The 18,718-nt window shown below is 60.7% G+C and carries 19 protein-coding genes; 16 read left to right on the top strand and 3 right to left on the bottom strand.

Features of this window, described 5'->3' with window-relative positions; all coding sequences use genetic code 11:
• Nucleotides 1-81: 81 nt before the first annotated feature.
• Both PMI23_RS13495 and PMI23_RS13500 read right to left on the bottom strand, forming a co-directional pair.
• On the bottom strand, nucleotides 82-489 hold the full coding sequence (locus PMI23_RS13495) for a PA2817 family protein (RefSeq protein WP_007908190.1): 408 nt from the start codon (nucleotides 487-489) through the stop codon (nucleotides 82-84).
• Nucleotides 490-563: 74 nt separating this feature from the next.
• Complete coding sequence (locus PMI23_RS13500) at nucleotides 564-3,011, bottom strand: acyl-CoA dehydrogenase (RefSeq protein WP_007908191.1); 2,448 nt, start codon at nucleotides 3,009-3,011, stop codon at nucleotides 564-566.
• A gap of 248 nt (nucleotides 3,012-3,259) precedes the next feature.
• Between PMI23_RS13500 and PMI23_RS13505 the strand changes: the two genes are divergently transcribed.
• The 4 genes from PMI23_RS13505 to PMI23_RS13520 all read left to right on the top strand — a co-directional run bounded on the left by PMI23_RS13505 (nucleotide 3,260) and on the right by PMI23_RS13520 (nucleotide 6,418).
• Nucleotides 3,260-3,919: a transglutaminase-like domain-containing protein gene (locus PMI23_RS13505; protein ID WP_007908193.1), complete on the top strand. Its 660-nt coding sequence runs from the start codon at nucleotides 3,260-3,262 to the stop codon at nucleotides 3,917-3,919.
• Nucleotides 3,920-3,962: 43 nt separating this feature from the next.
• A complete protein-coding gene (locus PMI23_RS13510; RefSeq protein ID WP_007908195.1) occupies nucleotides 3,963-4,586 on the top strand; it encodes a glutathione S-transferase family protein in 624 nt (207 codons plus the stop codon).
• Nucleotides 4,587-4,709: 123 nt separating this feature from the next.
• The gene (locus tag PMI23_RS13515) at nucleotides 4,710-5,642 is read left to right on the top strand and encodes an ABC transporter ATP-binding protein (RefSeq protein ID WP_007949873.1); all 933 of its coding nucleotides are present in this window, start codon (nucleotides 4,710-4,712) and stop codon (nucleotides 5,640-5,642) included.
• Nucleotides 5,639-6,418, top strand: coding sequence for an ABC transporter permease (locus PMI23_RS13520; RefSeq protein ID WP_007908200.1), 780 nt, complete (start codon nucleotides 5,639-5,641; stop codon nucleotides 6,416-6,418). The genes PMI23_RS13515 and PMI23_RS13520 overlap by 4 nt, the downstream gene beginning before the upstream one ends.
• Nucleotides 6,419-6,553: 135 nt before the next feature.
• Here PMI23_RS13520 and PMI23_RS13525 read toward each other — a convergent pair whose 3' ends face one another.
• Nucleotides 6,554-7,072: a DUF2062 domain-containing protein gene (locus tag PMI23_RS13525; RefSeq protein WP_007908202.1), complete on the bottom strand. Its 519-nt coding sequence runs from the start codon at nucleotides 7,070-7,072 to the stop codon at nucleotides 6,554-6,556.
• 136 nt (nucleotides 7,073-7,208) lie between these two features.
• On the opposite strand from PMI23_RS13525, the gene PMI23_RS13530 reads away from it, so the two are divergent.
• From PMI23_RS13530 to PMI23_RS13585, 12 genes are all read left to right on the top strand, one after another.
• Nucleotides 7,209-9,443 (top strand): DNA internalization-related competence protein ComEC/Rec2, encoded by a 2,235-nt coding sequence (locus tag PMI23_RS13530; RefSeq protein WP_007908205.1) that lies wholly within the window; start codon nucleotides 7,209-7,211, stop codon nucleotides 9,441-9,443.
• A gap of 101 nt (nucleotides 9,444-9,544) precedes the next feature.
• Entirely contained in the window at nucleotides 9,545-10,180 is a 636-nt protein-coding gene (locus PMI23_RS13535) for a MotA/TolQ/ExbB proton channel family protein (RefSeq protein WP_007908216.1), read from the top strand.
• A complete protein-coding gene (locus tag PMI23_RS13540; protein ID WP_007908223.1) occupies nucleotides 10,177-10,605 on the top strand; it encodes an ExbD/TolR family protein in 429 nt (142 codons plus the stop codon). The genes PMI23_RS13535 and PMI23_RS13540 overlap by 4 nt, the downstream gene beginning before the upstream one ends.
• Nucleotides 10,605-11,615 carry a tetraacyldisaccharide 4'-kinase gene (gene lpxK, locus PMI23_RS13545; protein WP_007908225.1) on the top strand — a complete coding sequence of 337 codons (1,011 nt, stop codon included), beginning with the start codon at nucleotides 10,605-10,607 and terminating at the stop codon, nucleotides 11,613-11,615. Before PMI23_RS13540 ends, lpxK begins: the two co-directional genes overlap by 1 nt.
• A 21-nt stretch (nucleotides 11,616-11,636) precedes the next feature.
• On the top strand, nucleotides 11,637-11,822 hold the full coding sequence (locus PMI23_RS13550; RefSeq protein ID WP_003174668.1) for a Trm112 family protein: 186 nt from the start codon (nucleotides 11,637-11,639) through the stop codon (nucleotides 11,820-11,822).
• Nucleotides 11,819-12,583, top strand: a complete 765-nt coding sequence (gene kdsB / locus PMI23_RS13555) for a 3-deoxy-manno-octulosonate cytidylyltransferase (protein ID WP_007908227.1) — start codon at nucleotides 11,819-11,821, stop codon at nucleotides 12,581-12,583. The genes PMI23_RS13550 and kdsB overlap by 4 nt, the downstream gene beginning before the upstream one ends.
• The gene (locus tag PMI23_RS13560) at nucleotides 12,583-13,047 is read left to right on the top strand and encodes a low molecular weight protein-tyrosine-phosphatase (protein WP_007908229.1); all 465 of its coding nucleotides are present in this window, start codon (nucleotides 12,583-12,585) and stop codon (nucleotides 13,045-13,047) included. Before kdsB ends, PMI23_RS13560 begins: the two co-directional genes overlap by 1 nt.
• On the top strand, nucleotides 13,044-14,063 hold the full coding sequence (gene murB, locus PMI23_RS13565) for a UDP-N-acetylmuramate dehydrogenase (protein ID WP_007908231.1): 1,020 nt from the start codon (nucleotides 13,044-13,046) through the stop codon (nucleotides 14,061-14,063). The genes PMI23_RS13560 and murB overlap by 4 nt, the downstream gene beginning before the upstream one ends.
• A 249-nt stretch (nucleotides 14,064-14,312) precedes the next feature.
• On the top strand, nucleotides 14,313-14,783 hold the full coding sequence (locus PMI23_RS13570; RefSeq protein ID WP_007908233.1) for a (2Fe-2S)-binding protein: 471 nt from the start codon (nucleotides 14,313-14,315) through the stop codon (nucleotides 14,781-14,783).
• Nucleotides 14,780-17,101 (top strand): xanthine dehydrogenase family protein molybdopterin-binding subunit, encoded by a 2,322-nt coding sequence (locus tag PMI23_RS13575; RefSeq protein ID WP_007908234.1) that lies wholly within the window; start codon nucleotides 14,780-14,782, stop codon nucleotides 17,099-17,101. The genes PMI23_RS13570 and PMI23_RS13575 overlap by 4 nt, the downstream gene beginning before the upstream one ends.
• Nucleotides 17,101-18,081 (top strand): XdhC family protein, encoded by a 981-nt coding sequence (locus PMI23_RS13580; protein WP_007908235.1) that lies wholly within the window; start codon nucleotides 17,101-17,103, stop codon nucleotides 18,079-18,081. The genes PMI23_RS13575 and PMI23_RS13580 overlap by 1 nt, the downstream gene beginning before the upstream one ends.
• Complete coding sequence (locus PMI23_RS13585) at nucleotides 18,078-18,674, top strand: nucleotidyltransferase family protein (protein WP_007908236.1); 597 nt, start codon at nucleotides 18,078-18,080, stop codon at nucleotides 18,672-18,674. Before PMI23_RS13580 ends, PMI23_RS13585 begins: the two co-directional genes overlap by 4 nt.
• Nucleotides 18,675-18,718: the final 44 nt, after the last annotated feature.

Below are 18,718 nucleotides of genomic sequence, written 5' to 3' on the forward strand. Positions count from 1 at the left end.
AGCTCCTACAGGGGATTGCGTGAGTCCACTGTAGGAGCTGCCGAAGGCGGCGATCTTTTGACCTTCAACCAAACAGTTAAATCAGTGCTTGCTGTCCTGAGCGGACATCGCCAGCAGCTGTTTTTCCTGGTTCCAGTCGAACGGTTCATCGTTCTGTTCGGCTTCGTAACGGCGTTCTTCCAGTGCCTGATACATGTCGATCTCTTCATCGGCCAGGTAGTGCAGGCAGTCACCAGCGAAGAACCACAGCAGATCGCGCGGGATCAGGTGGGCGATTTGCGGGTAACGGGTAATCACTTGAGTCAGGATGTCCTGGCCCAGGTACTGGCTTTCGATCGGATCGATCGGCAGCGATGCCAGCAGTTCGTCGAAACGCTCCAGGAACAGGGCATGGCTTTCTTCGGGAACCTGTTCGGCCTCACCTACGGCGACCAGGATACTGCGCAGGTGGTCGAGCAAAACAAGATGATCGGCAACGACGTTGGACACGAGATAAGTCCTCAAGAGCAAAACGGGCGCGGGAGTATAAAGCTCCTGCGCCCTGTTGGACATGCTTGTCAGGATCAGCGGACTTTGCCCTCTGCCAGCGCCAGCTCCTCTTTGTCGAAATCATCGACGTCGATCACCTTGCGTCGCGCCGCTTCGGCATCGCGCAGACTCTGCGCTTCCACTGGTTGCAATACTCCAGCTTCAAGCGCGGCATCGATGGCGTGTTCACCCGCGACCGGTTTGACCTGACCGCTTTTCAGCGAGGTGTGCAGTTTTTTGTGCAACGGCTGCGCAGCATTCAGCAGATCGCTGGCGTGTTGCAGCGCGCCGACGGCATCGTCTGCCGACTGTGGGCGATAGCAACCGGCAAGCAGTTCTTCCAGCGCCGGATCGCCCTTGGCGCGACCAATGACCCCAGCCACTTCGGCACCGAGTTTGTCCGACGGGCCTTTGTGACGACGACCGAACGGAAACACGATGACTCGCAACAGACAACCGAACACTTTGTTCGGGAAGTTGCGCAGCAATTCATCCAGCGCCCGTTCCGATTGGCCGAGGCTTTCTTCCATCGCCCAACGGAACAGCGGTTCCATGTAAGCCGGCGAATCCAGATCGTGGTAACGCTTAAGCGCAGCCGAGGCCAGATACAAGTTGCTCAATACATCACCCAAACGTGCCGACAGACGCTCACGACGCTTCAGTTCGCCGCCGAGCAGCATCATGCTGAAGTCGGCGAGCATGGCAAATGCCGCTGCCTGGCGATTGAGTGCGCGGAAGTAACCCTGACTGATCTTGTCGCCCGGCGCATGTTCGAAGTGGCCGAAACCGAGGTTCAGCACCAGCGTGCTGGCCGCGTTGCTTACGGCGAACCCGATGTGTTTGAGCAGCAGGCCATCGAACTCTTTCAACGCCTGATCCTTGTCTTCGCGGCCGGCCAGAGCCATCTCCTTCAGTACAAACGGATGGCAGCGAATCGCGCCCTGACCGAAGATCATCAGGTTGCGCGAAAGGATGTTTGCGCCCTCCACGGTGATGAAGATCGGCGCACCGTTCCAGCTGCGCCCGAGGTAGTTGTTCGGCCCCATGATGATCGCCTTGCCGCCGTGCACATCCATCGCATGGCTGATGCACTCGCGGCCGCGTTCGGTGAGGTGGTACTTGAGGATCGCCGACAGCACCGAAGGTTTTTCGCCCAGGTCCACCGCGTTGGCGGTGAGCATGCGTGCCGCGTCCATCATCCACGCGTTGCCGCCGATGCGCGCCATGGCCTCCTGAATGCCCTCGAACGCCGACAGCGGCACGTTGAACTGCTCGCGAATCTGCGCGTACTGACCCGTGACCAGACTGGTGAATTTGGCCGCGCCGGTACCGACGGCTGGCAATGAGATCGAACGGCCGACCGACAGGCAGTTCATTAGCATCATCCAGCCCTTGCCGAGCATTTCCTGACCGCCGATCAGGAAGTCCAGCGGGATAAACACGTCCTTGCCGGAGTTCGGGCCGTTCATGAATGCCGCGCCCAGCGGCAGGTGACGACGTCCGATTTCCACGCCGGCGGTATCGGTCGGGATCAGCGCAAGGCTGATGCCGAGGTCTTCCTTGTCGCCCAGCAGATGTTCCGGGTCATAGGCCTTGAAGGCCAGGCCGAGGAGGGTAGCGACCGGGCCGAGGGTGATGTAGCGTTTCTCCCAGTTCAGGCGCAGGCCGATGACGTCCTGACCTTCCCACTGACCTTTGCAGATGATCCCGGTGTCGGGCATCGCGCCGGCATCGGAACCCGCGAGCGGGCCGGTGAGGGCAAAGCACGGAATGTCATCGCCCCGGGCCAGACGCGGCAGGTAGTGATTGCGTTGTTCGTCGGTGCCGTAATGCAGCAGCAGTTCGGCCGGGCCGAGTGAGTTCGGCACCATGACAGTGGAGGCGAGGTCACCGCTGCGGGTGGCCAGTTTCATCGCCACTTGCGAGTGCGCGTATGCAGAGAAGCCTTTGCCACCGAATTCTTTCGGAATGATCAGGGCAAAAAAGCCGTGTTCCTTGATGTGCGTCCAGGCTTCGGCCGGCAGGTCCATCGACTGGCCGATCTGCCAGTCAGTGACCATCGCGCAAAGCTCTTCGGTCGGGCCGTCGATGAACGCCTGTTCTTCTTCGCTCAATTGCGCCTTGGGATAGGCCAGCAGCTTGTCCCAGTCCGGGCGGCCGCTGAACAGCTCGCCGTCCCACCACACGGTGCCGGCGTCGATCGCGTCGCGTTCGGTCTGCGACATCGGCGGCAGGGTTTTCTGGAACCAGCTGAACAGCGGCGCAGTGAAATGTTTGCGGCGCAGGTCAGGCAGCAGCAGCGGTGCGGCGACCACCGCCAGCAAGATCCACAACACCGCCAATAACCAGCCCGGCGCATGACTGAAAATGCCCATCGCCAGCAGGTAGACGGCAACGATGCCCAACGCAGGCAGAGGGGAAATACGCCGGTGGGCGAGATACGCCACGCCAACGATCAAAACCAGTATCCACAACAACAGCATATTCAGTCCTCCGTGAACCAAGGCAAATCGACCCTCCAGAGCTTAGACGGCATCTGTAAAAGCGGGTGGTCAGACCAAGGTGATTGAAATCGTGGGAAACCCCGGATGGTGTTCGTAGGTTCGGTGGGCAACACCTGTGGGAAATCGTTCGCTGATCCCGCGTCTTTGCGTGCAAGTTTGGCCGAAACGTCGTTATCTCTGTGCTGAAGGTATCGCTAGACTCGGGGCTCACCCAGGAGATTGTCGTCATGCACGAGTATCTGAGTCCCGGCCGCTTCATCGATAGTGACCACCCGGCGGTGGTGGAGTTCGCCGAACTGCATCGGGGCATCAGTCGCGATCCGCTCGAGCAGGCGATCAGTCTTTATTACGCCGTGCGTGAGGCGGTGCGCTACAACCCCTACACCTTCAGCCGCGATCCGCAGACCTTGTGCGGCAGTTATGCGCTGGCGACGGGGGAGAGTTATTGCGTGCCCAAAGCCACGCTGCTGGCGGGCTGCGCGCGGCATTGCGGGATCCCGGCGCGCATCGGTCTGGCCGATGTGAAAAATCACCTGTCGACCCCGCGTCTGCTCGAGTTGCTGAAAAGCGATATGTTCGCCATGCACGGCTATACCGAGTTCTTTCTCAATGATCGCTGGATCAAGGCAACACCGGCGTTCAACCAGAAGCTCTGCGAGTTGTTCAATGTCGCGCCGCTTGAGTTCGACGGCATCAACGACAGCGTTTTCCATCCGTTCAACCGTGACGGTGCGCAGTTGATGGAGTATCTGGTCGACCACGGGCAATTTTCCGATGTGCCGGAAACGTTCTTCTTCGAGCATCTGCAAAAGTGCTATCCGCATCTGTTCACTGATCAGCAGCCGCAACTGCTCGGTGATATGCAGAGTGATTTGAGCCGTACCTGATCCGGCGTATGCTGCCTGCCCACTCATTTGAAAAGAGGCAGTCATGCTGAAGATCTGGGGACGGAAAAACTCATCGAATGTCAGAAAGCCATTGTGGGCTGCTGAAGAGCTTGGCCTGGCTTACGAGGCGATTGATGCCGGCGGCGCATTCGGCGTGGTCGACACACCCGAGTACCGGGCGATGAACCCGAACGGCCGGGTACCGGTGATCGAGGACGACGGTTTTGTGTTGTGGGAGTCCAACGCCATCGTCCGCTATCTGCTGGCCAGACATGCGCCCGACAGCCATTGGTATTCGGCAGATCCGCAGGCGCGCGCCGTCGCTGACAAGTGGATGGACTGGACCTCTTCGAGTTTTGCCGGTCCTTTCCGCACGGTGTTCTGGGGTGTGCTGCGCACGCCGGCGGACAAGCAGGACTGGACGGCAATCAACGCCGCGATCAAGGAATGCAACGAGTTGCTGGGCATGGCCGACAGTGCCTTGGCCAGTCAGCCATATCTTTCCGGCAATGACATCGGCATGGGCGATATCCCGCTGGGCAGTTTCATTTATGCCTGGTTCGAGATGCCCATCGAACGCGCCCCGCAACCCCATCTGCAAGCCTGGTACGAGCGCCTGAAGCAGCGTTCGGCCTACCAGAAAGCGGTTATGACCGCGTTGACTTAATACCTACTATCGACACACTTGACTGTACTTGTACGGCGGCGGCAAGCACCATTGCGCACTTGCGCTGCGGTTCGATCCTTCGCCGCCGTCTCCTTTTTCCCTTCAATGGTGCGTAAATCAGATATGAGTTCCGCTCTGTCCATCCGGCAGCTAACCAAAACCTACGGCAACGGGTTCCAGGCCTTGAGTGGTATCGATCTGGACGTCGCCGAAGGTGACTTTTTCGCCTTGCTCGGCCCCAACGGTGCCGGCAAATCCACGACCATCGGCATTCTCTCGACACTGGTGAACAAGACCAGCGGCACGGTGAATATCTTCGGTCATGACCTGGACAAAAATCCTGCGCAGCTCAAGCGCTCGATCGGCGTCGTGCCCCAGGAATTCAACTTCAACCAGTTTGAAAAGACCTTCGACATCGTCGTGACCCAGGCCGGTTACTACGGCATTCCGGCGAAGATCGCCAAGGAGCGCGCCGAGCAGTACCTGACCCAGTTGGGCCTGTGGGACAAGCGCGATGTGCCGTCGCGTTCGCTGTCGGGCGGTATGAAGCGGCGCTTGATGATTGCCCGCGCACTGGTGCACGAACCGCGTCTGCTGATCCTCGATGAACCGACCGCAGGTGTTGATATCGAGCTGCGCCGTTCGATGTGGACGTTCCTCACCGAACTGAACCAGAAAGGCATCACCATCATCCTCACCACGCACTATCTGGAGGAGGCCGAGCAGTTGTGCCGCAACATCGGCATCATCGACCACGGCACCATCGTCGAGAACACCAGCATGAAACAATTGCTGGGCCAGTTGCACGTGGAAACCTTCCTGCTGGACCTGAAAAACGACTTGAACGCTGCGCCGCAATTGCTCGGCTACCCCGCCCGATTGCTCGACAGCCATACCCTTGAAGTCCAGGTCGACAAGTCCATGGGCATCACGGCGTTGTTCACCCAGTTGGCGCAACAAAACATCGAAGTGCTGAGCCTGCGCAACAAAACCAATCGCCTCGAGGAGCTGTTCGTGTCCCTGGTCGAGAAAAATCTGTCGAAGGTGGCGGTATGAGTTCCGAGTTCCGTCCCAACCTCGTCGCCCTGCAGACCATTGTTTACCGCGAGGTCAAACGCTTCACGCGGATCTGGCCGCAGACGTTGCTGCCGCCGGCAATCACCATGGTTCTGTACTTCGTGATCTTCGGCAATCTGATCGGTCGCCAGATCGGTGACATGGGCGGCTTCACTTACATGGAGTACATCGTGCCGGGGCTGATCATGATGTCGGTGATCACCAACTCTTACGGCAACGTGGTCTCGAGTTTCTTCGGCAGCAAGTTCCAGCGTTCCATCGAGGAACTGATGGTGTCGCCGGTATCGCCGCACACGATTCTGATCGGCTTCACCATTGGCGGCGTGTTGCGTGGCTTGATGGTGGGTGTGATCGTGACGATTCTGTCGCTGTTCTTCACCCATTTGCAGGTGCATCACCTCGGCGTGACCATCCTCGTGGTGGTACTGACGGCGACGATCTTCTCGCTGCTGGGCTTCATCAACGCAGTGTTTGCGCGCAACTTCGATGATATTTCGATCATCCCGACCTTTGTGCTGACGCCGCTGACGTACCTGGGTGGGGTGTTCTACTCGATCACGCTGCTGCCGCCGTTCTGGCAGACCGTGTCGCTGGCCAACCCGGTGCTGCACATGGTCAACGCTTTCCGTTACGGCATTCTGGGTGTGTCGGATATCCGCATCGGCATCGCGATCACCTTTATGCTGGTGGCGACGGTGGTGTTGTATCTCGGTTGTGCGCGGTTGCTGGTGAGTGGGCGCGGGATGCGTACCTGACTCCAGACCGAGTCGTGGCCATCGCGAGCAGGCTCACTCCTACAGGGGAACGAATTCCAATGTAGGAGTGAGCCTGCTCGCGAATGCAGACGCCACAAACCAGAACGGCCTCCCACTGCGGAGGCCGTTTTGCATTCAGCGCATGCGGCTTTTCTTGCGCCGCGCCCATTGCCGCGCGACCCACCAGCGCCAATACATCATCACCAGACAGTAGGCGAGGGCGCCAAGCACCAGCCCTACCACCACCGAACCGAGCAGAAACGGCTGCCACAGCGTCGACAACTCGCCGCTGATCCATTCCCAGGTCAGCTCATCCGGCAGATGCCGGGCGGGCACGTCCATCAAAAACGCCCCGGCCTGATAAGTGCAGAAAAACACGGCCGGCATGGTGATCGGATTGGTCAGCCACACCAGACTGACCGCAATCGGCATATTCCCTCGCACCATGACGGCGAGGGCAGCCGCCACCAGCATCTGCGCCGGAATCGGCAGGAATGCGGCGAACAGGCCGACGGCCATCGCTCGGGCGACCGAGTGGCGATTGAGGTGCCAGAGGTTCGGGTCATGCAGCAACTTGCCGAGAAAGCGTAAGGATTTGTGTTCCCTGATGCTCGTCGGGTCGGGCATGTAACGTTTGAATAAGCGCCGGGGCATAAGGCTTCTCGGTCGGTTAAGGCGGCAAGTATGTCTGGATTCTACGAAGCGCCCATTCAGACTTTGTGACAATTGTTGACGACGCTTGTGCCCGACACCCGCTATGCCTAAAAGCGGGACTCTCAAGGACGGGCTTATGCGCACAGGGATGATGGCGCTCGCAGTCGGTCTGCTGGCCCCGGTTTTTATGCCGGCACTACCGCCGGTCTGGTTGATGCTGCTGTTGCCGGTCGTGGCTTTGATGCTGCTGCCGTTTCGCAGCTACCCCTTGGCGTTTTTGCTGTTTGGCTTCACGTGGGCTAGCGTCGGTGCGCAGTGGGCGCTGAATGATCGCTTGCCGATCGGGCTGGATGGCGAAACCCGGTGGGTTGAAGGGCGGGTCGTCGGTTTGCCGCAGAACAGCGACGGCGTGGTGCGCTTCGAATTGGCCGATGCACACTCACGGCATGAAAAACTGCCGGCGCTGATGCGACTCGCCTGGTACGCCGGCCCGCCGGTCAACAGTGGCGAGCGTTGGCGATTAGCGGTCAAGCTCAAGCGTCCGGGTGGATTGCTCAATCCGCACGCTTTCGATTACGAAGCATGGCTGCTGGCGCAACGCATCGGCGCCACCGGCACGATCAAGGATGGCCAACGCCTGAGCGAAGCACGCTGGGCCTGGCGCGACAGTATTCGTCAGCGTTTGCTTGAGGTAGACGCACAGGGACGGGGCGGGGCACTGGCGGCGCTGGTGCTTGGCGATGGCTCGGGACTCAGTCGCGAGGACTGGCAGATTCTGCAGGACACCGGCACCGTGCACTTGCTGGTGATTTCCGGTCAGCACATTGGCTTGCTGGCGGCAGTGATGTACATGCTGGTCAGCGGATTGGCCCGTTTTGGCCTGTGGCCGCTGCGCTGGCCCTGGTTGCCGTGGGCCTGTGGTCTGGCATTTGCGGCGGCGCTCGGTTATGGCCTGCTCGCAGGATTCGACGTGCCGGTACAGCGCGCCTGTGTGATGGTCGGTCTGGTGCTGTTGTGGCGCCTGCGTTTTCGTCATCTTGGTGCATGGTGGCCGTTGTTGCTGGCGTTCAATGCGGTGCTTTTGCTCGATCCCCTGGCCAGTCTGCGCCCCGGTTTCTGGCTGTCCTTTACCGCTGTTGCCGTGTTGATCTTCACCTTTGGCGGTCGGCTGGGCACGTGGCGTTGGTGGCAAACCTGGACGCGGGCGCAGTGGTTGATTGCCATCGGTCTGTGTCCGGTGTTGCTGGCACTGAATCTGCCGATCAGTCTTAGCGGACCACTGGCGAACCTGTTGGCAGTGCCTTGGGTCAGCCTGGTTGTATTGCCGCCAGCACTGCTCGGCACGTTAATGTTGCCGGTGCCGTATGTCGGTGAAGGTCTTTTGTGGCTGGCCGGCGGTTTGATCGATGCGCTGTTTCGTACTTTGGCCGTGATCGCCGGGCAGTGGCCGGCATGGACAGCCGCCGCTGTGCCGGGTTGGGTCTGGTTGCTCGGCAGCCTCGGTGCCGTGTTGTTGCTGTTGCCGCGCGGCGTGCCGATGCGTGCACTGGGCTGGCCATTGCTATTGCTGCTGGTCGTGCCGCCCCGCGAGCGTCTGGATGAAGGGCTGGCCGATGTCTGGCAACTCGATGTCGGCCAAGGCCTGGCCATTCTGATCCGCACCCGTCATCACACGCTGCTGTATGACGCCGGGCCGCGCTTTGGCGATTTCGATCTCGGCGAGCGGGTGGTGCTGCCCGCATTGCGCAAGCTTAGTGTGGAGAAACTTGACCGGATGCTGCTTAGCCATGCGGACGCCGATCACGCGGGTGGCGCTCTGGCGATCATGCGCGGTTTGACCGTCGCTCATGTGCTCAGCGGCGATCCGGCGGCACTGCCCGCGCAATTGGGCGCCGAAGCCTGCGAAAGCGGCCAGCAATGGCAATGGGACGGCGTGCGTTTTCAGCTCTGGCAGTGGGCGGACGCTCACGACAGCAATCAGCGTTCCTGCGTAATGCAGATCGAGGCCAATGGCGAGCGCTTGCTGCTGACCGGCGACATCGACAGCCATGCCGAGCGCTTGCTGCTCGACAGTCCGCTGGCCGTGCCGACGCAATGGCTGCAATCGCCGCACCATGGCAGCCGCAGTTCATCGTCCATGGCGCTGCTCAAAGTCTTGCAGCCTGAGTCCGTGCTGATCTCGCGAGGCCATGGCAACTCTTTCGGCCATCCGCACCCGACCGTGCTGGCGCGTTATCGCAAATTGAATCTGCACATTTACGACAGCGCCGAGCAGGGCGCCATTCATCTGCAACTGGGTACCTTCAAGGCGCCACGCACAATGCGTCAGCAACGGCGTTTCTGGCGTGATCCGCCCGCACTGCCCCGTTGATCGGGGCGTGGGCGAATGGGGCATCACGGTCGTCGGGGCGGCGGGTCTTAATCGTGAATCGGTATGGTAAAGTGGCGCACTTTTTCGAGGGGACTGTCACTGTGTGGGAATTGGTCAAATCCGGCGGCTGGATGATGTTGCCGATCATTCTGAGCTCCATCGCGGCCATGGCGATCGTCGCCGAACGCCTGTGGACCCTGCGCGCCAGTCGCGTCACCCCCGAGCATCTGCTGGGCCAGGTCTGGGTGTGGATCAAGGACAAGCAGCTCAATAAAGAAAAGCTCAAGGAATTGCGCGCCAATTCGCCGCTGGGAGAAATCCTCGCCGCCGGTCTGGCCAACTCCAAGCATGGTCGCGAGATCATGAAAGAGTGCATTGAAGAAGCCGCCGCCCGCGTTATTCACGAGCTCGAACGCTACGTCAATGCGCTGGGCACGATTGCCGCCATGTCGCCGCTGCTGGGCCTGCTGGGCACGGTGTTGGGCATGATCGACATTTTCAGTGCCTTCACCGGTTCAGGTATGACCACCAATGCCTCGGTATTGGCCGGCGGTATCTCGAAAGCGCTGATCACCACGGCGGCGGGCTTGATGGTCGGTATTCCGGCAGTGTTCTTCCACCGGTTCCTGCAGCGCCGCATCGATGAACTGGTGGTGGGCATGGAACAGGAAGCGATCAAATTGGTTGAAGTGGTGCAGGGCGACCGTGACGTCGATCTGGCCGAGGGCCGCGCGTGAAATTCCGTCGCAAGCCTCGGGAAACCATCGACATCAACCTCGCATCGCTGATCGATGTGGTGTTTATCCTGCTGCTGTTTTTCGTCGTGACCACCACGTTTACCCGTGAAACCCAGTTGCGCGTCGACCTGCCGGAAGCGGTCAGCGGCTCACCGGCCGAAGACCAGCAGCTCAAGCAGATTGATGTGGCTATCAGCGCTGAGGGCGTGTTTTCGGTGAACAACAAGATTTTGCCGAAAAATGATCTGGCGACCCTGATGGAAGCCATGCAGAAAGAGTCCAACGGCGACACCAACATGCCGTTGTCGATCAGTGCCGATGGCAAGACTCAGCATCAATCTGTGATCACCGCCATGGACGCGGCCGGCAAGCTCGGTTTCAGCCATCTGCGCATGACCACGGTCGAGGCGGCGCCGAAATCCTGATGAGTCTGTCCGATCGTTTGCTAGCCGCGTGGTATCAGGGGCACCCGGCCCTGACGTTGCTGCGGCCGTTGGAGTTGTTGTACCGCCGCGTGGTGGTCAAAAAACGCCAGCGCTTTCTCGACGGTGAGGGCGAGATCTATCAGCCACCGGTGCCGTTAATCGTCGTCGGCAACATCACCGTGGGTGGCACCGGCAAGACACCGATGATTCTCTGGCTGATCGAGCACTGTCGGCGCAGCGGCTTGCGCGTCGGCGTGGTCAGCCGTGGTTACGGTGCCAAACCGCCGCAGCTGCCGTGGCGGGTTGAGGCCGATCAAGCGGCCGACATTGCCGGAGACGAACCGCTGCTGATCGTCCAGCGCACCGGCGTACCGTTGATGATTGACCCCAATCGCAGCGCCGCCGTCAAAGCCTTGCTCGCCAGCGAACCGCTGGATCTGATCCTGTCGGATGACGGCATGCAGCATTATCGCCTGGCGCGAGATCTGGAACTGGTGCTCATCGATGCCGCCCGTGGTCTGGGCAACAAGCGTTGTCTGCCGGCCGGACCGTTGCGGGAGCCGATCGAGCGCCTGCAAAGCGTCGACGGCGTGCTGTTTAATGGTGCCACTGAAGACCGAGACGACGGTTTTGCTTTCCGTCTGCAACCCACCGCGCTGGTCAATCTGCGCAGTGGCGAGCGCAAGTCGCTCGATCATTTCCCGTCCGGCCAGGCCGTGCACGCGGTCGCCGGGATCGGCAATCCGCAACGTTTCTTCAATACCCTCGAAGCGCTAGACTGGCGCGCAGTGCCCCACGCGTTTGCCGATCACGCCGAATACAGCGTGCAGGCCTTGAATTTCACACCGTCATTGCCGTTGGTGATGACCGAAAAGGACGCGGTGAAGTGCCGTGCCTTCGCTACAGCCGACTGGTGGTATCTGGCGGTCGATGCCGTGCCGTCGCCGGCCTTCGTGGCCTGGTTTGACACGCAGCTGATGCGCCTGTTGCCCGATCGGCTTTTGCCTTAACTCTTTACTCAGGGAATGTTCATGGACACCAAATTGCTCGATATCCTCGCGTGCCCGATCTGCAAAGGCCCGCTCAAGCTCAGCGCCGACAAGACCGAGTTGATCAGCAAGGGCGCCGGTCTGGCATACCCGATCCGCGACGGCATCCCGGTGATGCTCGAAAGCGAAGCCCGTACCCTGACCACCGACGAGCGTCTGGATAAATGACCACTGCCTTCACCGTTGTCATCCCGTCACGTTTCGCCTCGACCCGTCTGCCGGGCAAACCGCTGCTGGACATCGCCGGCAAGCCGATGATCCAGCACGTCTGGGAACAGGCGAGCAAAAGCAGCGCCAGCCGCGTGGTGGTTGCGACTGACGATGCGCGCATCGTCGAGGCCTGCAAGGCCTTTGGCGCCGAAGTGGTGCTGACCCGTGAAGACCATAATTCCGGCACCGACCGTCTGGCCGAAGTCGCGGCGAAACTGGGCCTCGAGCCTGACGCGATCGTGGTCAACGTGCAGGGTGACGAGCCGCTGATTCCACCGAGCGTGATCGATCAGGTCGCCGCCAACCTCGCCGCCCACACCGAAGCGCGCATGGCCACGCTGGCCGAGCCGATCGAGGACGTGGAAACCCTGTTCAATCCGAACGTGGTCAAGGTCGTCAGTGACATCAACGGTCTGGCGCTGACCTTCAGCCGCGCGACCTTGCCGTGGGCACGCGATGCGTTTGCCAAGAGCCGCGAGCAACTGCCGGAAGGCGTGCCGTATCGTCGCCACATCGGCATTTATGCCTACCGCGCCGGTTTCCTTCAGGATTTCGTCAACTGGGGGCCGTGCTGGCTGGAAAACACTGAATCCCTCGAGCAACTGCGTGCCCTGTGGCACGGCGTGCGCATTCATGTTGCTGACGCGTTGATCGCGCCACCGACCGGAGTCGACACCGTTGAAGACCTTGAGCGCGTTCGTCGCCTGCTGGAGGCCTGATGCGCGTTCTGTTTGTGTGCCTGGGCAATATTTGCCGTTCGCCCACCGCTGAAGGCGTGTTGCGCCACAAACTGCGTGAAGCGGGGCTGGCGGATCAGGTTGAAGTGGCCTCCGCCGGCACCGGTGACTGGCACGTCGGCAATCCGCCAGACAAACGCAGCCAGGCCGCCTCCAAAGTGCGCGGTTATGACTTGTCGGCGCAACGCGCGCAGCAAGTCAGCCGTGCTGACTTCGCCAGTTACGATCTGATTCTGGCCATGGATAACAGCAACCTGCGCAACCTCAAAGCCTTGCAACCATCCACCGGCAAGGCTGAACTGGATTTGTTCCTGCGCCGTTATGCCGGGCTGGTCGATGAAGTGCCGGATCCGTATTACGACGGCGATCAAGGGTTCGAGCAGGTGCTGGATCTGATCGAAGCGGCTTGTGACCAACTGTTGATCGAAGTGAAGGGCCGGTTATGAGTTTGCAGGTGCAACCGCAGGTTTCCCTGAAACCGTTCAACAGTTTTGGCGTGGATGTTCGCGCGCAACTGTTCGCCGAGGCCCACAGCGACGCCGATGTCCGTGAGGCGTTGGCTTATGCGAAAACACATGACGTGCCAATGCTGGTGATCGGCGGTGGCAGCAACTTGCTGCTGACCGCAGATATCCCGGCGCTGGTGCTGCGCATGGCGACGCGGGGGATCCGCGTGGTCAGTGATGACGGCAATCGTGTGGTGATCGAAGCTGAAGCCGGCGAGCCTTGGCATCCCTTTGTGCAATACACGCTGGCGCATGGTTTTTCCGGACTGGAAAACCTCAGCCTGATTCCCGGCACCGTCGGCGCTGCGCCAATGCAGAACATCGGTGCCTACGGTGTCGAGATCAAGGATGTGTTTGCCGGATTGACCGCGCTGGATCGCCAGACCGGCGAGCTGCGCGACTTCAGCCTCGAAGAGTGCAACTTTGCCTACCGCGACAGCCTGTTCAAGCAGCAGCCTGGGCGTTGGTTGATTCTGCGCGTGCGCTTCAAACTGGATCGCGTCGCGCATCTGCATCTGGAATACGGCCCGGTGCGTCAGCGCCTGACCGAGCAGGGTATCGAGCAGCCGACGCCAAGTGACGTCAGTCGCGCCATCTGCAGCATCCGCAGTGAAAAACTGCCGGACCCGGCGGTGCTTGGCAATGCCGGCAGCTTCTTCAAGAATCCGCTGGTGTCGGCGGCCGTCGTCGCGCAAATCAAAACGCAGCACCCGGACGTGGTGGCTTACGCGCAACCGGACGGGCAGATGAAACTGGCGGCGGGTTGGCTGATCGAGCGTGCCGGCTGGAAAGGTTTCCGTGAGGCCGATGCCGGCGTGCATAAATTGCAGGCGCTGGTGCTGGTCAACTACGGCGCGGCAACCGGTTTGCAACTGCTCGACCTCGCGCAACGCATCCAGAAAGACATTGCCGAACGTTTCGATGTCGAGCTGGAGATGGAGCCTAACCGCTATTGAGGCTACGCTTTCAAAAGCGCCATCCAAAGCCCTGCACTGATAAAAAAGTGCAGGGCTTTTTTGTTAACGCTGGGTTAACTTAGCGAGCTAACGATAACCGTCATTTGCTCCACCAAAGGCCCGGTGCAGACGTTCCCGTCGGCACGAGAGAGCCTGATTAGCCTGAGTCGATCTGCGTGAACCACACCGCTGATTTTCCGGCGGCAGATTGCTCGACCCCATAACCACTAAAAATATGCGGGCGTGCCCATGATTACCCTGAAGCTCAACGGTCAAGACCTTCCCCTCGATGTCACTGAAGACATGCCGCTGTTGTGGGCGATTCGTGATGTCGCCGGTTACAACGGCACCAAATTTGGCTGCGGCATGGGCCTGTGTGGCGCGTGCACCATTCATATCGATGGCTTGCCCGCGCGCAGTTGCATCACGCCGATCGGCTCGGTGGTCGGACAGAACGTCACCACCATCGATAACCTGCACGCCGACCCGGTGGGTCAGGTCGTCCAGCAAGCCTGGCTCGACACCGCTGTAGCCCAATGCGGTTTCTGTCAGGGCGGGCAAATCATGTCGGCCACCGCGTTGCTCAAGACCAACCCGAACCCGAGCGACGAGCAGATCGAAGAAGCCATGGTCGGCAATATTTGTCGCTGCGGCACCTACAACCGAATCAAAACCGCTATTCGTCAGGCCTCCACTCACTTGAAGGAGGCCAAGGCATGAGCCGTCTTCCGAATGATTTCGCCCTGAGCAATCTCAGTCGTCGCGGTTTTCTCAAAGGCGTCGGCGCCACCGGTGCGCTGGTGCTGGCGGCGAGTTGGGGCTGGCAGGATGCGTTGGCCGAGGACAAACCGAAACAGTTCGGCGCCGATGGCATGCCTAATGGCTGGATCGATGATCCGAAGGTCTACGTCAGCATCGCCGCTGACGGCACCGTCACCGTGGTCTGCAACCGTTCGGAAATGGGCCAGGGCGTGCGCACCAGTCTGACCATGGTCGTTGCCGACGAGTTGGAAGCCGACTGGGCGCACGTCAAAGTGCAACAGGCGCCGGGCGATGAAGTGCGTTTCGGTAACCAGGACACTGACGGTTCGCGCAGCATGCGTCATTGGTACGAGCCGATGCGTCGTTGTGGCGCGGCGGCGCGGACCATGCTCGAGCAAGCTGCCGCTGCGCAGTGGAAAGTGCCGGTCGGCGAATGCCACGCGCAGTTGCATAAAGTCATCCATAAACCGTCCGGCCGTGAACTGGGCTATGGCGAACTCGCCGCTGCCGCCAGTGCGTTGCCAGTGCCGGCGCGTGACAGTCTGCGCCTCAAGCAACCGTCGGAATTTCGCTACATCGGCAAGGAAGGCAGCAAAGCCATCGACGGTGACGACATCGTCAACGGTCGTGCCGTGTACGGCGCCGATGTGCATTTCGATGGCATGTTGTACGCGACCATCGCCCGTCCGGCGGTGTACGGCGGCAAGGTCAAATCGCTGGATGACAGCGCCGCGCTGAAAGTCCCTGGCGTACTCAAAGTGCTGCAGATCGAAAGTCGCCCGTTGCCTTCGGAATTCCAACCGTTGGGCGGTGTGGCCGTGGTGGCCAGCAATACCTGGGCAGCGATCAAGGGCCGCGAGGCGCTGAAAATCGAATGGGACGATGGGCCGAACGCCAGTTATGACTCGATCGCCTATCGCAAGGAACTGGAAGCTGCGTCGCTGAAGCCTGGCAAAGTGGTGCGCAACACCGGCGATATCGACAAGGCCCTGAGCGGCGCCGCGAGTACGCTCGAAGCTTCGTATTACCTGCCGCACTTGGCGCAGGCACCGATGGAGCCCATGGTCGCCATCGCCCGTTACAAGGATGGCGTTTGCGAAGCGTGGGCGCCGAGTCAGGCGCCACAAGTCACCCGCGAACGCATCGCCGAGCGTCTTGGGCTGCCGTTCGACAACGTCACGTTCAATGTCACCTTGCTTGGCGGCGGTTTCGGCCGCAAGTCGAAACCGGACTTCGTCGTTGAAGCAGCGATTCTCGCCAAAGAGTTTCCCGGTAAAGCCGTGCGGGTGCAGTGGACGCGTGAAGATGACATCCACAACTCGTATTTCCACACTGTGTCTGCTGAGTACCTCAAGGCGGGCGTGGCCAAGGACGGTATGCCGTCCGGTTGGCTGCATCGCACCGTGGCACCGAGCATCACTGCGTTGTTCGCGCCGGGCATGAACCATGAAGCGGCATTCGAACTGGGCATGGGCTTCACCAACATGGCCTACGCGATTCCCAATGTGCGTCTGGAAAACCCCGAAGCCACCGTGCACACGCGAGTCGGCTGGTATCGCTCGGTGTCGAACATTCCCCATGGTTTCGCGATCCAGAGTTTCGTCGATGAGCTGGCGCACAAGGCCGGCGAAGATCCGCTCAAATACCAGATCAAACTGCTCGGCCCGGATCGCCAGATCGACCCGCGCACCTTGAGCGAAGAGTGGAACTACGGCGAATCGCCCGAGCGTTATCCAATCGATACCGGGCGCATGCGCACCGTGCTGGAAACCGCCGCGAAAGCAGCCGGTTGGGGACGCAAACTGCCGAAGGGCCGTGGTCTGGGTCTGGCGGTGCATTACAGCTTCGTCACCTATGTGGCGGCGGTGATTGAGGTTGAAGTAAAAGACGACGGTACGCTGATCGTGCACAAGGCTGACATTGCCGTGGACTGCGGGCCGCAGATCAACCCCGAGCGCATTCGTTCGCAGTTCGAAGGCGCTTGCGTGATGGGCTTGGGCAACGCGGTGCTGGGCGAAATCAGTTTCAAGGACGGCAAGGTGCAGCAGGACAACTTCCACATGTACGAAGTGGCGCGCATGTCGCTGGCGCCGAAGGAAGTCGCCGTGCATCTGGTGACACCGCCGGGCGACGTGCCGTTGGGCGGCGTTGGCGAACCGGGCGTGCCACCGATTGCGCCGGCACTGTGCAACGCGATCTTCGCCGCCACCGGCAAGCGCATCCGCAATCTGCCGGTGCGTTATCAGTTGCAGGGCTGGCAGAAGGCAGAGGCGTAATGGACAGCGTCGACCTCAATGTCCTGCGCAGCGTCCTCGAATGGCGCCGCGCCGGGCAGCGGGTGGTGCTGTTCAGCGTGGTGCAGACCTGGGGCACTGCGCCCCGGGCGCCCGGCGCCATGCTCGCCTTGCGCGAGGATGGCGTGGTGATTGGTTCGGTGTCGGGCGGCTGCGTCGAGGATGACTTGATCGCCCGCCTGCACGATGGACGGATCGCCACCGATGGGCCGCCGGTGCAGTTGATTACTTATGGCGTCACGCGTGAAGAGGCGGCGCGCTTTGGCTTGCCTTGCGGCGGCACGTTGCGCCTGACCGAAGAGCGCGTCGGCGACCCTGCCTGGGTTGCCGAATTGCTGGCCCGTTGTGAGGCTCACGAGATCGTTGCTCGCGAACTGAACATCGAAACCGGCGAAGTGCTTCTGTCACCGGCGAGCAAAAGCGATGCGCTGGAATTCGATGGCAAAACCCTGCGCGCCATTTACGGTCCGCGCTGGCGTCTGCTGTTGATCGGCGCCGGCCAGTTGTCCCGCTACGTCGCGGACATGGCTCGACTGCTGGATTTCGAGGTATTGATCTGCGATCCGCGCACCGAGTTTGTCTACGGTTGGGAGGAGCATCACGGGCGTTTCGTCCCGGGCATGCCAGATGACGCGGTGCTGAGCATCCAGACCGATGAGCGCACGGCGATTGTCGCGCTGACTCACGATCCGCGTCTGGATGACATGGCATTGCTGACGGCGCTGGATTCGCCAGCCTTCTATGTTGGCGCGCTCGGCTCGCGGGTCAACAGTCAGAAACGTCGGGAGAATCTCGCTCAGCTAGGCTTGTCGGTAAAGGCGATCAATCGACTGCACGGGCCGATCGGCTTGCACATCGGCAGTCATTCGCCGGCGGAAATTGCCTTGTCGTTGTTGGCGGAAATCGTCGCAATCAAGAACGGCGTCGAACTGAAGCAGAAAAAAAACCTGGAGGGCACATGAGTCGATCCATTGCAGTGATTGTGCTGGCGGCGGGCGAGGGCAGTCGCTTTCGCCAGGTGGCGGGTGCCGACAAGGACAAGTTACTGGCGGACTGCACCGGGCGGGATGGTGCGGTGCGTTCGGTGATCGAGCAGGTGCTGGTGAATCTGCCGGCCAGTCTGGACAAGCGCGTGCTGGTGACGACCGAGGCACGGCCGCAGGTGATGCGCATGGCGCAGGCTTATGGTTGTGACGTGGTCTCGATCGAATCGACCGGGATGGGGGACAGTATTGTCGCTGGCATTGCCGCGTGCCCGGATGCTGATGGCTGGTTGATTGTGCTGGGGGATATGCCGTTTATCTTGCCGTCGAGTATTGAGCGTGTGGTTGCGGCGATTGCTGACGATGCGGTGAGTGTGCCGGTGCAGGATGGCGAGTTTGGTCACCCTGTGGGGTTTGGGCGTTCGTTTGGCGCGGGGTTGCAGGCGTTGAGCGGTGATCGTGGGGCCAGGCCGTTGTTCACGCAGGGCAGGGTGGTGGAGATTGCTGTCGATGATCCAGGCGTTCTGTGGGATATCGATGTGCCTGAGGCTTTGGTTTTTGCCTCGTCTTGAGATCTGTGTGAATTCCTTAGAGGCCCTCACCCTAACCCTCCCGA

The organism is Pseudomonas sp. GM24 (assembly GCF_000282235.1).
Taxonomy (GTDB): Bacteria; Pseudomonadota; Gammaproteobacteria; order Pseudomonadales; family Pseudomonadaceae; genus Aquipseudomonas.